At 68.1% G+C, this 14999-nt stretch carries 12 protein-coding genes; 2 read left to right on the plus strand and 10 right to left on the minus strand.

What is annotated here, in order from left to right; genetic code table 11:
- Positions 1–17 precede the first annotated feature (17 nt).
- The 9 genes from FOF48_RS10870 to FOF48_RS10910 form a co-directional block, all read right to left on the minus strand.
- Entirely contained in the window at positions 18–833 is an 816-nt protein-coding gene (locus tag FOF48_RS10870) for a siderophore-interacting protein (protein WP_143900663.1), read from the minus strand.
- Positions 834–1026: 193 nt separating this feature from the next.
- Positions 1027–1452: a nucleoside-diphosphate kinase gene (gene ndk / locus FOF48_RS10875; protein ID WP_143900665.1), complete on the minus strand. Its 426-nt coding sequence runs from the start codon at positions 1450–1452 to the stop codon at positions 1027–1029.
- Positions 1453–1491: 39 nt separating this feature from the next.
- A complete protein-coding gene (sucD, locus tag FOF48_RS10880) occupies positions 1492–2391 on the minus strand; it encodes a succinate--CoA ligase subunit alpha (RefSeq protein ID WP_143900667.1) in 900 nt (299 codons plus the stop codon).
- A gap of 32 nt (positions 2392–2423) precedes the next feature.
- The gene (gene sucC / locus FOF48_RS10885; protein ID WP_143900669.1) at positions 2424–3584 is read right to left on the minus strand and encodes an ADP-forming succinate--CoA ligase subunit beta; all 1161 of its coding nucleotides are present in this window, start codon (positions 3582–3584) and stop codon (positions 2424–2426) included.
- 268 nt (positions 3585–3852) lie between these two features.
- The gene (gene sdhB / locus FOF48_RS10890) at positions 3853–4659 is read right to left on the minus strand and encodes a succinate dehydrogenase iron-sulfur subunit (RefSeq protein WP_143900671.1); all 807 of its coding nucleotides are present in this window, start codon (positions 4657–4659) and stop codon (positions 3853–3855) included.
- 92 nt (positions 4660–4751) lie between these two features.
- Positions 4752–6629, minus strand: coding sequence for a succinate dehydrogenase flavoprotein subunit (gene sdhA, locus FOF48_RS10895; RefSeq protein WP_143902082.1), 1878 nt, complete (start codon positions 6627–6629; stop codon positions 4752–4754).
- Between the two features lie 228 nt (positions 6630–6857).
- The gene (gene mdh / locus FOF48_RS10900) at positions 6858–7802 is read right to left on the minus strand and encodes a malate dehydrogenase (RefSeq protein ID WP_143900673.1); all 945 of its coding nucleotides are present in this window, start codon (positions 7800–7802) and stop codon (positions 6858–6860) included.
- Between the two features lie 28 nt (positions 7803–7830).
- Positions 7831–9126 carry an NADP-dependent isocitrate dehydrogenase gene (gene icd, locus FOF48_RS10905; RefSeq protein ID WP_143900675.1) on the minus strand — a complete coding sequence of 432 codons (1296 nt, stop codon included), beginning with the start codon at positions 9124–9126 and terminating at the stop codon, positions 7831–7833.
- 180 nt (positions 9127–9306) lie between these two features.
- Positions 9307–9855 carry an ATP-binding protein gene (locus FOF48_RS10910; protein WP_143900677.1) on the minus strand — a complete coding sequence of 183 codons (549 nt, stop codon included), beginning with the start codon at positions 9853–9855 and terminating at the stop codon, positions 9307–9309.
- A 406-nt stretch (positions 9856–10261) separates the two neighbouring features.
- Here FOF48_RS10910 and FOF48_RS10915 point away from each other — a divergent pair, with 406 nt between their 5' ends.
- Both FOF48_RS10915 and FOF48_RS10920 read left to right on the plus strand, forming a co-directional pair.
- Entirely contained in the window at positions 10262–12409 is a 2148-nt protein-coding gene (locus FOF48_RS10915) for a hypothetical protein (RefSeq protein WP_186001862.1), read from the plus strand.
- Positions 12410–12422: 13 nt separating this feature from the next.
- The gene (locus tag FOF48_RS10920) at positions 12423–13166 is read left to right on the plus strand and encodes an iron-containing redox enzyme family protein (protein ID WP_143900681.1); all 744 of its coding nucleotides are present in this window, start codon (positions 12423–12425) and stop codon (positions 13164–13166) included.
- Between the two features lie 78 nt (positions 13167–13244).
- Here the strand turns inward: FOF48_RS10920 and FOF48_RS10925 are convergent, their stop codons facing one another.
- Complete coding sequence (locus FOF48_RS10925) at positions 13245–14885, minus strand: bifunctional 3-(3-hydroxy-phenyl)propionate/3-hydroxycinnamic acid hydroxylase (RefSeq protein ID WP_143900683.1); 1641 nt, start codon at positions 14883–14885, stop codon at positions 13245–13247.
- Between the last annotated feature and the right edge of the window lie 114 nt (positions 14886–14999).

Raw genomic sequence — 14999 nt, forward strand, 5'->3', positions numbered from 1 at the left:
CCCGCCCCCTGCCCTGCCTACCCCTTCGCGTCGTGGTGCTCGGCGACGCCGCGCTTCCAGTAACCCGACACCCGCATCCAGCCCTTGTTCAGACCGCGCTCGTTCACCAGGTGTTCCCGGATGGACTTGAGCGATGTGGACTCTCCGGCCACGAACACGAACCCGTCCCCGGCCGGCTGCGTCCAGGCCCGGAGCGCGTCCTCCAGGTGCTTCGTCGTGCCCGCCTCCGCGGCGCCCCGGTGCAGCCAGGTGAGCTTCACGTCCGCCTTGCTGACGATGGGCTGCTCCTCCGCCGCGTCCGCGACCTCGATGAAGGCGAAGGCGCGCTTCCCCGCCGGCAGCTCCTCCAGGCGCCGGGCGATGGCCGGCAGCGCGCTCTGGTCGCCCGCGAGCAGGTACCAGTCGAAGTCGTCCGCCACGTCGTGGGTGCTGCGAGGCCCCCCGATGCCCAGGAAGTCGCCGGGCTTCACGTTCGCGGCCCACAGCGACGCGGGGCCCTCTCCATGAAGCACGAAGTCGATCTCAAGCTCGCCCGCCTTCGCGTCGAACCGGCGCGGCGTGTAGTCGCGCGACGCGGGCTTCGCGAGCCCCTCCGGCATGGCCAGCCCGTTGGGCCCCACCACCGGCATGTTCGGCTTCTTCACGCCGGGCTCCGCGAAGAAGCACTTCACGTGATCATCCGCCCCCGGCGAGGAGAAGCCCTCCAGCTCCGGCCCCCCCAGCGTCACCCGCACCATGTGCGGCGACAGCCGCGTCACCCGCAGGACCTCCAGCAACCGCAACTTCACCGGGAACGGCCCCCGACGGGCCACGCGCTCCGAATCGCCGCTCATGCGCTCTTCCTTGCCGATAGTGATTGTCATTATCGGTAGCAAGGACCGTCCGGGAGAGCAACCGGATACGACTGAGGGTGGCGGCCGGGCAGGCGGTGGAAAAGACGGCGGCCCGGGCCTGCGCCCTTCGAAGGGGCGCGGGCTCCGGGCCGGAGTCCTGCTCACCCGCGCGGTGGCGGGTGGACGGCAAGGCCTAGTAGGCCTGGATCTCGGTCGCGCGGAAGAAGTACGCGATCTCGTTCTTCGCGTTCTCCAGGCTGTCCGAGCCGTGCACCGTGTTCGCGTCGATGCTGTCCGCGAAGTCCGCGCGGATGGTGCCCTTCTCGGCCTTCTTCGGATCCGTGGCGCCCATGAGGTCGCGGTTGGCGAGGACGGCGTTCTCACCCTCCAGCACCATCAGGACCACCGGGCCGGAGATCATGAAGGCGACCAGGTCCTTGAAGAAACCCCGGGCGCTGTGGACCGCGTAGAAGCCTTCCGCTTCCTTCTGGGAAAGCTGCTGCAGGCGGATGGCGACAGGCGTCAGGCCCTTCGCCTCGAAGCGGGAGATGATCTGCCCGACAACGTGCTTCTTGAGACCGTCCGGCTTGATGATGGACAGCGTGCGCTCGATGGCCATGGTGTTTGAATCCTCGTGTGTGTTCGCGGGGATGAAGCTTTAGCGGTTCTTCTTGGGGGGGCCGCGCTTGACGGCTTCCTGCAGCGTGGTGCCCAACTCGGCGGGGCTCGCGGCCATCAGGATGCCCGCGGCCTCCATCGCCTTGATCTTCTCCGTGGCCGTACCCTTGCCGCCGGAGATGATGGCGCCCGCGTGGCCCATGCGCTTGCCCGGGGGCGCGGACTGACCGGCGATGAAGCCGGCGATGGGCTTGGTGAACTCGCGCGCGACGTACTCGGCGCCAGCCTCCTCCGCGCTGCCGCCGATCTCACCGATCATGATGACGGCGTCCGTCTCCGGGTCGGCCTGGAAGAGCTTGAGCACGTCCACGAAGTCGGTGCCGTTGACGGGGTCGCCGCCAATGCCCACCGCGGTGGACTGGCCCAGGCCCAGCTGCGTGAGCTGGTGCACGGCCTCGTACGTCAGCGTGCCGGAGCGCGACACCACGCCGATGCGGCCCGGCTTGTGGATGTGGCCCGGCATGATGCCGATCTTGCACTTGGCGCCGGGGGTGATGACGCCCGGGCAGTTGGGGCCGATGAGGCGCACCGGCTTGCCCGCCAGGTAGCGCTTGGCGCGCACCATGTCGTTGACCGGGATGCCTTCGGTGATGGTGATGATGAGGGAGATGCCCGCGTCCGCGGCCTCCATGATGGAGTCAGCGGCGAAGGGCGGCGGCACGAAGATGACGGACGTGTTCGCGCCCGCCTGCTTCACGGCGTCGGCCACGGTGTTGAACACGGGGACCTTGCCCTCGAAGGAGGTGCCGCCCTTGCCCGGCGTGACACCGCCCACAATCTTCGTCCCGTACTCCAGCATCTGCTTGGCGTGGAACGAGCCCGCCGAGCCGGTGATGCCCTGGACGAGGACCTTCGTGTTCTCGTTGACGAGGATGCTCATGGCGTTCTTTCAGGAAAGAGGGAGCGCAGGCCCTACTTGATGGCCGCCACGGCCTTCTCGGCCGCCTGGCGCAGGTTGTCCGCGGGAGTGATGGCCAGCCCGGAGTTGCGAAGCAGTTCCTTGCCCTGCTCCACGTTGGTGCCTTCCAGGCGCACGACGAGCGGAATCTTGAGCTGCACTTCCTTCGCCGCCGCGATGATGCCCTCCGCGATGACGTCGCACTTCATGATGCCGCCGAAGATGTTGACGAGCACCGCCTTGACCTGCGGATCCGCGAGGATGAGCTTGAAGGCCGCCGTCACCTTCTCCTTGCTCGCGCCGCCGCCGACGTCCAGGAAGTTGGCCGGAGCGCCGCCCACCAGCTTGATGGTGTCCATGGTCGCCATGGCCAGGCCGGCGCCGTTCACCATGCAGCCGATGTTGCCGTCCAGCGCGATATAGGCCAGGTCGAACTCCTTGGCCTGCGTCTCGCGGGGCTCCTCCTCCGCCAGGTCGCGGTACTCCAGCAGATCCTTGTGCCGGTAGAGCGCGTTCTCGTCGAAGGTCACCTTCGCGTCGAGCGCCACCACGCCGCCATCCTTCAGGATGACCAGCGGGTTGATCTCCACGAGGGACGCGTCCGTCTCCATGTACATCCGGTAGAGCGCGGAGCAGAACTGCACGAACTTGTTCACCGTGGGGCCCGTCAGGCCCAGCCCGAAGGCCAGCTCGCGGCCCTGGAAGTCCGCGAAGCCCACCGCGGGGTCGACCACCGCGCGCAGGATCTTCTCCGGGTGCTTCTCCGCCACTTCTTCAATCTCCACACCGCCCTCGGTGGACGCCATGAAGGTGACGCGGCTGGTGGCGCGGTCGAGCGTCACGCCCAGGTACAGCTCACGGCCGATGTCCAGGCCCTGCTCGATGTAGACCTTGTGGACCTTCTGCCCTTCCGGGCCGGTCTGGATGGTCTTGAGCATCATGCCCAGCATCTGCCGGGCCAGCTCCTTGGCCTCCGCGGGGCTCTTGGCCAGCTTCACGCCGCCGCCCTTGCCGCGGCCGCCCGCGTGGATCTGCGACTTCACGACGACGACGGGCGTCGCCAGCTCCTTCGCCGCGGCCTCCGCCTCATCGGGAGAGAGCGCGAGGATGCCGCGCGGCGTGGGCACGCCATACTTCCGGAAGAGTTCCTTGCCCTGGTACTCGTGGATCTTCATCGAATCTCCGGGTGGGACGAGGGGAGACGAGGACAGCCCTGATAAAGGGCGTCAACGCGGGCCCTCATTGCGCAGAAAGCGACGGATGGCAAGGCCGTTTGGCCCCCAGCGTCGCGGTGGGACACAGGCCTTGCCTCCGACATAACCCCCGGTGTCCGCGAGGATGAGGCGGCCTTCACTTGTACGGCCACGGCCCCGCCCGGCCCCCTGTACCAAAAGGGTGCCAGCACGGGGCCGCGAGGAAGCCAGGTCGGCGGGGCGGGAAGGACTACCCCGGACCGCTCGACTCCTTCTGCTCCTCTTCCTTGAAGAAGATGTCCTTGATCATCAGCTTGCTCACCTCGCGGTTCATCACCGCGATGGAGGTCGTGAGGGGGATCTCCTTCGGGCAGACCTTCACGCAGTTCTGCGCCTTGCCGCAGTCCTGGATGCCGCCGGGGCCCATGAGCGCGCGCGTGCGCTCCTCCGCGTTCAGCTTGCCCGTGGGGTGCATGTTGAACAGGCGGGCCTGGCTGATGGGCGCGGCGCCCATGAACTCGTTGTCCTGCGTCACCTGGGGGCACGCCTCCAGGCAGCTGCCGCAGGTGATGCACGTGGACAGCACGTACATCACGGACTGATCCTTCTGCGACTGGCGCGGGCCGGGGCCCAGGTTGTACGTGCCGTCGACGGGGACCCACCCCTTCACGCGCTTGAGCGACTCGAACATGCGGTCGCGGTCCACGGTGAGGTCACGCACCACCGGGAACTTCTTCATCGGCTCCAGGGTGATGGGCTGCTGGAGCTTGTCCACCAGCGCGGAGCACGCCATGCGCACCCGGCCGTTGATGTTCATCGCGCAGCTGCCACACACCTCTTCGAGGCACGCGGCGTCCCAGATCACGGGGGCCACCTTCTTGCCCTCCGCGGTGACGGGGTTGCGCTGGATCTCCATCAGACAGGAGATGACGTTGGCGCCCTTGCGATAGGGGACCTTGAACTCGTCGAAGTGACCCGGCCTGTTCGGATCATCCTGACGCCAGATGCGGAAGGTGACGGTCTGGGTGCTGACGGCGCTGGCCTGTGCGGTGTCCATGATGCGGATGCCCTTCCCTTCACTGCCAAATCAGGTGGCGGATACCCGCGCCGCCAGGGCGCGCGCGGGACCGGAAAAACGAACGCCCCGCGTTACGCGTACCAGCGCGGCTCGGGATCCAGCACGGGCGTCGGCAGGTCCTGGTAGGAGATCTGCGGGCCCTGGGCGGCGTAGGTGGCGATGGTCGTCTTCGCCCACTTCTCGTGGCGCTTGCGCCACAGGTCCATCCACGACGGATCCTCGCGCGGGTCCTTCGACTTCGGCTCCGGCAGGGAGAAGTCCGGCTTGTAGTGGGCGCCGCGGCTCTCGTCGCGCAGCAGCGCGCTGGTGGCGATGACCTCGCCCAGCTCCAGCATGTTCCACACCTGGTTGGTGTACGAGAGCGCGCGGTTGGCGACGACGCCCGTGTCCAGGACGTTGACGCGGCTCCAGCGGTCCTTCAGGTCGCGGATGCGCTCCACCGTCTTCTTCAGGCGGTCGTTGTAGCGCACCACGGTGCAGTTCTCCGTCATCACCTCGCCCAGCTCCTTGGCGATCTGGTACGGGTTCTCCTGCCCGTTCATCTGCTTGATGGTGGCGAACCGGTCCTCCCAGTAGCGCTTCGCGTCCGCGAAGTACTTCTCCGGCATCGCCGCGGCGCTGGTCGTCTGGTTCTTGGCGAAGGCCGCCATCGCCGGGCCGCCGATCATGCCCGAGTAGATGCACGACAGCAGCGAGTTGGCGCCCAGGCGGTTCGCGCCGTGGAAGGCGGAGTCCGCCTCGCCGGCCGCGTACAGGCCCGGGATGCGCGTGCTCTGGTTCACCGGGCTGCCGTCCACCGGCATGTTCGTGGCCGGATCCGACTGGAAGGAGACGTGCAGGCCGCCCATCGAGTAGTGCATGCCGGGGAAGATGACCATCGGCGTGTGGCGCGGATCATCTCCGACGAACTTCTCGTAGATCTCCATCACGCCCTTGATCTTCGCGTCGAGCGTCTTGGCCGGGATGTGCGTCACGTCCAGGTACACGCCGTCGCGCCCGCCCAGGCCCATGCCCAGGTCGCGGCAGACCATGAAGATCTCCCGGGTCGCCACGTCGCGCGGCACCAGGTTCTTGTACTTGGGGTACTTCTCTTCCAGGAAGTACCAGCGCTCGCTCTCCGGGATGTCGCGGGGGGCGCGCACGTCGCCCTTCTTCTTCGGCACCCAGACGCGGCCGCCCTCACCGCGGACGGACTCGCTCATCAGGCGCAGCTTGTCCTCGCCCGGGATGGAGGTGGGGTGCACCTGGATGAACTCGCCATTGGCGTACAGCGCGCCTTCCATGTACGCGCGGCCCGCGGCGGTGCCGGTATTGATGATGGAGTTGGTGGAGCGCCCGAAGACGATGCCGGGGCCCCCCGTCGCCAGGCACACGGCCTCCGCCGGGAAGGTGCGGATCTCCATGGTGCGCAGGTCCATGGCCACGCTGCCGATGCAGCGGCCGGACTCGTCCTTCACCGTGCCCAGCCACTCCCAGTACTCGTACTTGGTGACCTTGCCCTCGGCCTCGTAGCGGCGCACCTGCTCATCCAGCGCGTAGAGCAGCTGCTGACCGGTGGTGGCGCCCGCGAACGCGGTGCGGTTGTGCAGGGTGCCGCCGAAGCGGCGGAAGTCCAGCAGGCCTTCCGGCGTGCGGTTGAACGTCACGCCCATGCGGTCCAGCAGGTAGATGATGCCGGGCGCCGCGTAGCACATGCCCTTCACGGACGTCTGCTCCGCGAGGAAGTCGCCGCCGCGCAGCGTGTCCTTCACGTGGATGTCCGGGTGGTCGCCTTCACCCTTCGTGTTCACCGCGCCGTTGATGCCGCCCTGGGCACAGACGGAGTGCGAGCGTTTGACCGGGACGAGCGAGAGCACGTCCACCTGGTGACCCGCCTCCGCCAGCTTGATCGTCGTCATCAGCCCGGCGAGACCGCCGCCCACCACCGTGAATCGCGCTGCTGCCGCCATCATCGTCTCCTTGAACCGCCGGACGCCGAGCGCAGGCCAGGTGGCGCGCTGCTGCTGTCGCGCACCCGCTCCCGCTCGAGGTTCGTCCCGTGCCAGCCCTACACGCTAGTTAACTTGGAAAAGTACCGCCGCAACGACGGTGGATCGAGCAATAAGCCCGGATCATTCACGGCATCAGGCCCGGGCCCGCCAGCTGCACTCCGGCGGGCCCCGGCCGACACACGGGGATTACAGCTTGACGAGTTCGACCGTGCCCTTGACGGACTTGAAGGACTTGTCGAGCTCCGCCTTCTCGGCGTCGTTCAGGTCCACCTCGATGATCTTCTCCACGCCGCCCGCGCCGATCTGCGCGGGGACACCGAAGAAGAAGTCGTTGATGCCGTACTGGCCCTTGAGGAGGGCGGCGGCCGGCAGCACGCGCTTGCGGTCGAAGAGGAAGCTCTCCGCCATGGCGATGGAGGAGGAGGCCGGGGCGAAGTAGGCGCTGCCCGTCTTGTAGAGGCCCACCAGCTCCGCGCCGCCCTTGCGGGTGCGGTCGATGATGGCGTCCAGCTTGTCCTTGGCGATGAGCTGGGTGAGGGGCACGCCGCCCACGGTGCTGTGGCGCACGAGCGGGACCATGTCGTCGCCGTGGCCGCCGAGCACCAGCGCCTCCACGTCACGGATGGAGCAGTTCAGGGCCTCGGCCACGAAGCACTTGAAGCGGCTGGTGTCCAGCACGCCCGCCATGCCCACGACCATGTTGTCCTTCAGGCCGGCGATCTTGTGGAGCGCGAACACCATCGCGTCCAGCGGGTTCGCGACGTTGATGACGAAGGCGTCCGGGGCGTGCTGCTTGATGTTGGCCGCCACGTCCTTCATGATCTTCAGGTTGACTTCCAGCAGGTCCTCGCGGGACATGCCGGGCTTGCGAGGCACGCCGGCCGTGATGATGATCACGTCCGAGCCCGCGACGTCCTTCCAGTCCGTGGAGCCGGTGACGCGGCAGTCGTAGCCGTCCACCGCGGAGAGCTGGTTGATGTCCAGCGCCTTGCCCTTGACCAGACCCTCGGCCACCGGGATGTCGTAGAGCACCACGTCGCCAAGGTTCTTCTGGACCGCCAGCAGCGCCAGGTTGCCGCCGATCTGACCGCCGCCGATGAGGCCGATCTTCTTCTTGCGATTCTGAGCCATGGTTTCGCCCTCTTGCTTGGGGTGGGAACTACATGTGCTTGATGATGGCCTGACCGAACTCCGAGCACTTCACCTCGGTCACGGACTCCTTCGTCTCCAGCTTCATCAGGCGAGCGAAGTCGTACGTCACGGTGCGCGCGGCGATGGCCTTGTCCATGCCCTTGATGATCAGGTCCGCGGCCTCGTTCCAGCCGAGGTGACGGAACATCATCTCGCCGGAGAGGATGACCGAGCCCGGGTTCACCTTGTCCAGGTCCGCGTACTTGGGCGCGGTGCCGTGGGTGGCCTCGAAGACGGCGTGGCCGGAGACGTAGTTGATGTTGCCGCCCGGCGCGATGCCGATGCCGCCCACCTGCGCCGCGAGCGCGTCCGACAGGTAGTCGCCGTTGAGGTTCAGCGTGGCGATGACGTCGAACTCATCCGGACGGGTCAGCACCTGCTGCAGGGTGATGTCCGCGATGGAGTCCTTGACGATGATCTTCCCGGCGGACACCGCGGCCTTCTGCTCGGCGTTGGCGGCCTCCTCGCCCTTGGCGGCCTTGGTGGCCTCCCACTGGTCCCAGGTGTAGACCTTGTCACCGAATTCACGCGCGGCGAGGTCGTAGCCCCACTTGCGGAACGCGCCCTCGGTGAACTTCATGATGTTGCCCTTGTGGACCAGCGTCACGCTCTTGCGCTTGAGGTCCACCGCGTACTGGATGGCGGCGCGCACCAGGCGCTCCGTGCCTTCCTTCGACACGGGCTTGATGCCGACGCCCACGTTCGCGGCGAAGCGGACCTTGCCCGCCTCCTTGGGGAACTCCTGCTTGAGCCAGCCCAGGAACTTCTCCGCCTGCGCGGAGCCGGCCTCGAACTCGATGCCCGCGTAGATGTCTTCCGTGTTCTCACGGAAGATGACCATGTCCACCTTCTCCGGCTGCTTCACCGGGCTGGGCACGCCCTTGAAGTAGCGCACGGGCCGCAGGCAGACGTACAGGTCCAGCATCTGGCGCAGCGCCACGTTCAGGGAGCGGATGCCCCCGCCCACCGGCGTCGTCAGCGGGCCCTTGATGCCCACCAGGTACTCGCGGAACGCGGCGACCGTCTCGTCCGGCAGCCAGTTGTTCACCTGCTTGAAGGACTTCTCGCCGGCCAGCACCTCATACCAGGAGATCTTCTTCTTGCCGCCGTACGCCTTCTCCACCGCCGCGTCGAACACGGCCTGCGAGGCCTTCCAGATGTCGCGGCCGGTGCCGTCGCCCTCGATGAAGGGGATGATCGGGTTCGCCGGCACGTTCAGCTTGCCGTTTTGCAGGGTGATCTTCTCGCCAGAGGGAGGCGCCATGACCGCAAACTCCTGAGTTGGACCGGGTATTGAGAGGCGGCGGATAGTCGGGAACCCGCCCCCGGTCGTCAAGGAGTTTGGCCGCGCGCCCCATGGGAGCCGGCGCACCCGCGGTGCGTCGCGCTTATCGCAGCCAATGGTCCGGAAAACAGGTGTGCTTTTCCGGGATTTCAGGGGCGACTAGAAACTCGCGAGCCCGGGCGCTGGCAGTTGGACGCTCACGCCCGTCCCCTCGTCCAGCTGCTCCAGTGACAGCTCGCCGCCCATGGCGTCCACCAGCTCCCGTGCGCGGGCCAGCCGCCGCTGGGGGCCTCCGACGCGCAGGGGCGACAGCACCACCGAGCGCGTTTCCCGCTCGGACAGGTTCACGCCCGGGATCACCACCTGGAAGCGCGGCCCCACGTCCCCGAAGTCGTCCGGCGGATCCACCACCACCCGAACCGCGGGAGCCTCTGGCGTCATCGCGTCCACCGCGTGCGCGACGAGCAGCAGCAGGACCTGCTCCAGCCGGCGGCGGCTGACCCGGGCGATCACCGGCGCTTCCGGCAGCTCCAGGGTGACCTCCACGCCGTGCAGGCGCCGCGTCGCCCCGAGCAGCTCCAGCGCATCGCGCACGGACACCGCCACATCCACCTGGAAGACGTCCGGGAGGTCCACCGGCTCCAGCCCCTGCACGGAGGAGGACCCTCTGTCCGCCGGCGACCCCTTCGCATCGAGCGCTGCGCTCATTCGCGTCTCCCTCTCCCCGGGACTGAGCCTTGGAGACCGACCATAACGGCCACCTCTGACAGTCGTCCATTGCCCGTTGACCCGGCACGTCTGCCAGCTTTTTCAGTTTGAGGAGGGTTACAGCCGCGCGCCATCTTGCTGATATGGATGCATACTCTGGGTCCGCCTTGCTCCTCGGAAAACCCGTATATGTCCAGTCGATTAGGACCCGGGGTGAGTCAAGCCGAGGGGCAGAAAAACAGCCCTGGCATATAAATTCGATTTGACTGTTACGGCCGAGTTCCCCATGATGCGGTTCCAGAATCCAGAGCCGTCAGCGTCTCCAGGAAATCAGGGAGGAAGTGTTGTGCTCGCAACATCGCCGACCACGAATGGTGTCGCTGCCCGCAAGAGGGGAGTCCTGACGATGGACGGAGGGATCCCGGCTTCCTCGAAGTTCAAGCATGCGATCGAATTCGGCAGTGGCGACGCGCTGCGCAACGTGATTCCCCTCCCCCCTGCGGAAGCGGCGCTCGATGACTCGGGCTATTCGCTGCACGGCACCGGCCCCACGGCCATCACCTGCGCGGTGGGCCGGCCGGACGCGGTGCTGGGTGAGGTGACGCGGCTGTCCCCCACGGTGGTGTGGGTGGCGCCGCGGCAGCCCCTGATGGACACGTCGGAGGCGCGCACCTTCCCGGTGTACCTGGCGTGCAATGGAGCCACCATCGGACCGCTCAACGGCGCCTTCATCCGCACGGACACGGACGTGGCCAATTCACCGGTGGGGCTGCAGTTGGTGGGGGTGACGCTGGAGCAGGGTCGGGAGATCCTGGGCTTCCTGGCGGACTCGCTGCGCCGGGGCGTGGCGGAGCCGGCCGCGTCCGCGCTGCCCGTGCAGGACACCATCTGCGACGCCGAGCGGATCCGCTCCATCTTCGTGGCCATCTGCGCGTCCGGGAACAAGGGCGTGCTGCGCCGCCAGGGCCGCGTGGTGCGCATGGTGCTGGAGCGCTTCCACGCCGCCACCGGACAGCTGGAGTGGCGCACCGAGGAGGCCACGCCGGACTGGGGCGACCCCGCGTACGACATCGACGTCATCGGCTACAACTCCGCGTACCGCATGCGCGCGGAGACGGGCCACGGCGAGGGGGACCGCCTCTTCACCACCCTGCCCGACCAGCTGTTCCGCATCCGGCACCGCTGGCACCGCCGCGTCCCCGCCCCCGAGGGCGTGCACGCGCGCTTCCACCACCCGCTGTGGCGGGAGCTGGGGCTGATGCGGCGCGAGGTGCTGGATCTCTCCTTCTCTGGCCTGTGCGTGCGCTGCCAGCCGCAGGACCTGATGTTCCCCGGCCTGCTGCCGCCGCTCATCGAGCTGGAGCTGGGCGACGGCCAGCGGGTGAGCGTGCGCGGGGAGATCCGCTACGTCAGCGGCATGCGCGAGGACGGCACCGTGCTGTGCGGCCTGAGCGTGCTGCCCTACTCGTCCGACGAGGCGCGCTGGGTGCGCTTCGTGTCGCAGACGATGTCCCCGGCCACGCGCACCAGCGAGGGCCTGGTGGATCAGCTCTGGGAGCTGTTCAACCGCTCGGGGTTCTTCAGCCTGGGTGGCAGCTCGCCGGAGGAGTTCGAGGAGCTGAAGGCCAACTTCGCGTCGCTCGCCAAGCGCGCCGCCGAGGTGCCGCAGCTGTTCTGCCAGGCGGTGTGGCCGTCCGAGCGCGGCATCGAAGCGACGCTGTCCTTCACCAAGCCGTACCGCCACGCGTGGCTGGGCCACCAGGTGGCGAAGCGGCCCGGCAAGCCGCCGGCGGGGGTGCAGGAAGCGGGCGCCATCATGCGCGACATCTACCTGCGCACGTTCGAGCACCCGCAGAGCGACCCGGACTTCCACTGGGTGGTGGCCTACGTGGAGGCCCTCAACCCGTGGATCGCCAAGGCGCACGTGCGCTACGCGCAGCGGCAGATGGAGGCCGGCTCGGGCCTGGCCTACACGCGGAAGATCCAGAAGATGAAGGCCTTCAGCCACGAGATGACCGGCCGCGTGCACCCGTACGAGGTCGGCCCCGCCACCGCGAGCGAGCTGAGCCTGCTGGCCGCGACCATTGGCCAGCAGTTCCCTGAGTGCTACGTGGAGTCGTTGGATCTCACGCGGGACCGGCTGGACATGACGCCCGTCACGCAGAAGTGGAAGAGCTTCGGCATGGAGCGGGAGCGCTCCATCCTGGTCGCGCGCCGGGACGGCGTGCCCTGCGCCGCCGCGGTGGTGGAGCTGGGGCAACTGGGCGCGAACCTGTTCCGCCTGCTCGACAACACGCGCCTGTTCTCCCTGCTGGGGGATGGAACGCGCGCGTACTCGGCCCTGATGGACGCGGCCCGGCGCTGGTACGCCGCGCGCAACCGCCCCTCCTTCCTCTACCTGCGCGAGGACGAGGGCGGCGACTACGTGCAGGAGTGCGGCCTGCACGACGGCCCGGATCCGTACCTGTGGATCATCTCCTCGAAGCTCGTCCCCGACTTCCTGGAGCACATCAGCGAACTCACCATCGGGCGCCGCGGTGCCCACTCCCGTTAAGGAGCCGTCCCCCATGAGCAAGCCCCTGGTCGAATCGCAGTACCTCCCCCACGTCACCGACGTCCGCCACCTGCTGGCGACCGGTCCCCACGTGACGACCCTGCTGGATCCGAACGTGGACCCCGCGCTGCTGGAGGCCTTCCTCATCCAGTTGTGTGCCCTGGGCGTCTACATGACGGAGCCCGTGGACGGGTGGATCCGCCGCGCCGGGGAGTCCTGTGTCCGCGCGGGGATGGCGGAAGTGGGCGAGAAGCTGATCATGCACGCCAAGCACGAGGCCGGTCACCACCTGATGATGGTGGAGGACACGAAGAACCTCGTGGCCAGTTGGAACACCCGCCGCTCTCCCAAGCTGGACGCGGAGGCGCTGATCGCCCAGGCCCCCACCCCCGCCATGCAGGAGTACCGGCAGATCCACGAGGAGACCATCGCGGGCCCCATGCCGGGCGGCCAAGTCGCCATCGAGTATGAAATCGAGAACCTGTCCGTGGTGTTCGCGCCCCGGCTCATCGAGCAGTGCAAGCGCGTGCTGGGCCCGGACGTGATGAACTCGCTGTCGTTCATCAAGGAGCACGTGGAGCTGGACGTGGGCCACACCGCCCTCAACGAGCTCATGCTCAACAAGCTGCTCGGCCAGAAGCCCGAGCACGCGACCACCATCGCCAAGACGGGCGCCCGCGCGCTGGACATCTACCTGCGCTTCTACGGCGACTGCATGGCGAAGGCGCGGCAGATGCTCCAGGCCGCCGCCGCCTGAGACGCCGAAACGACGACGGGCGCCGGAGCCTCAAAGGCCACCGACGCCCGTCCGTCCGCCAGGAACGGCCCCGGAGGCTCAGGCCCCGAGCGATGCCGCCCGGCGTGAGGCGCGGCTGCCCCTGCGGGTGAAGGGCCGGATGTCCTGCTTCAGCGCCGCGTGGACCTGCGCGACCCCCGCGTGGTTCGTGGCCGCGTAGACGTAGCGGTCCGGCCGGAGGACGACCACGTCCGCCGCGTGCTGGGCGAACCAGGCGCCGAGCTTGCCATCCAGATCCACCACCTCCCCCGAGCGGCCCGCGCCCGAGCGCGCCGCGGGCGCCACCGACAGCCACACGCCGCCAATCTCCTCCGCCATCGTCTTCGCGGCCTGCTGCACGTCCGCGGGCGCCCCCGGCCGCGTCAGCACGGCGAACCGGTGGCCGATGACGTCGTCGAGCGGGCGCTCCCCTTCCTCGCCGTGCTCCACGCGCGGCTGCGGGAAGTAGGCCCCCTCCGCCGCCTGCTTGGACTTGCCGCGCTTGCCGCCGAAGAGGAACCCCTCCGCGTGGAAGAGGTTCGGCTTCATCTTGTACTCGCGGATGAACGGGCCGGTGACGGGCATGTGGTACAGCAGCTTGATGAAGGCGTTGCGCGCGCGGGCCATCAGCGGGCCTCCCGACGACAGCATCGCCCCCAGCGAGTCCGACAGGCGCATCATCTCCGCGGCGTGCGGCCGGCGCTCCACCTCGTAGGTGTCCAGCAGCGACGCGTCCGCCGCGCCGCCCAGCACGTGCGCCAGCTTCCAGGTCAGGTTCGCCGCGTCGCGCAGGCCGGAGCACAGCCCCTGTCCCAGGAAGGGCGGCATCAGGTGCGCCGCGTCCCCGAGCAGGAACACGCGGCCCACCCGCCACTTCTCCGCCATGCGGCTGTGGTAGGCGTAGAGGTTGACGCTCTTCACCTTCACCGAGTCCGGGTCGATGAACGGCGCGATGATGCTCCGCACGTACTCGGCGGTCTGCACGTACTCCAGGTCCTGCCCCGGCTTGACCACCGTGTCGAAGCGCATCTCGTCGTGCGCGGTGCGCGTCACGATGCCCACGCGCTCCGGCCCGCAGGGGTAGTAGGTGAAGTCCGGCGCCGACGACGGCGTCTCCACGGAGATGGCCAGCGCGTGCTCCAGCGCCGTGGTGCCCTCCAGCTTCAGGCCCAGCCGCCGGCGGATGCCGCTCTTGGCGCCGTCGCACGCCAGCAGGTAGCGCGCGCGCACCGTCAGCGTGCGGCCGGACGTGTTGTCCTTCACGCGCACCGACACGCCGTCCTCATCCTGCATGAATGACTCGACTTCGTGACCGCGCCACATCGAGACGTGCGCGAAGCGCTCCAGGCCCCGGTGCAGCGAGGCCTCCAGCCGCGGCTGGTTGAACAGCGCCCCGATGTAGTGACCGTTGGGCCGCTCCACCTTGGTGAAGTCCACCTCGGCGAGCATCCGCATCTCGTCATCCACGTAGGTCATCTTCAGGCACGGGTGGAAGCCCGGCCCCAGCTCACCCGTGATGCCGGCGGCCTGGAAGATGCGCTGCGCTTCGTCGTCCGCGTTGATGGCCCGGGACTGCGTGTGCGGCGTGATCTCCTTCTCGATGATCACGGTGCGCAGCCCGTACTGCCCCAGCAGGTTCGCCGCCATGGCACCCACCGGGCCGCTTCCGACGACGATCACATCAACAGATTCCGGAGCCATTACTCCCTCCCGTTGTGTGCGAGCTGATCCGCTTTGAACCGCGCGACCCACCGACCGAAGCCCCCCCTCGGTCGCAGGTCATGATACCGACAAACACTGACCACCCCACTTCGG

Source organism: Corallococcus sp. Z5C101001 (assembly GCF_007352635.1).
GTDB classification, from domain to species: Bacteria; Myxococcota; Myxococcia; order Myxococcales; family Myxococcaceae; genus Corallococcus; species Corallococcus silvisoli.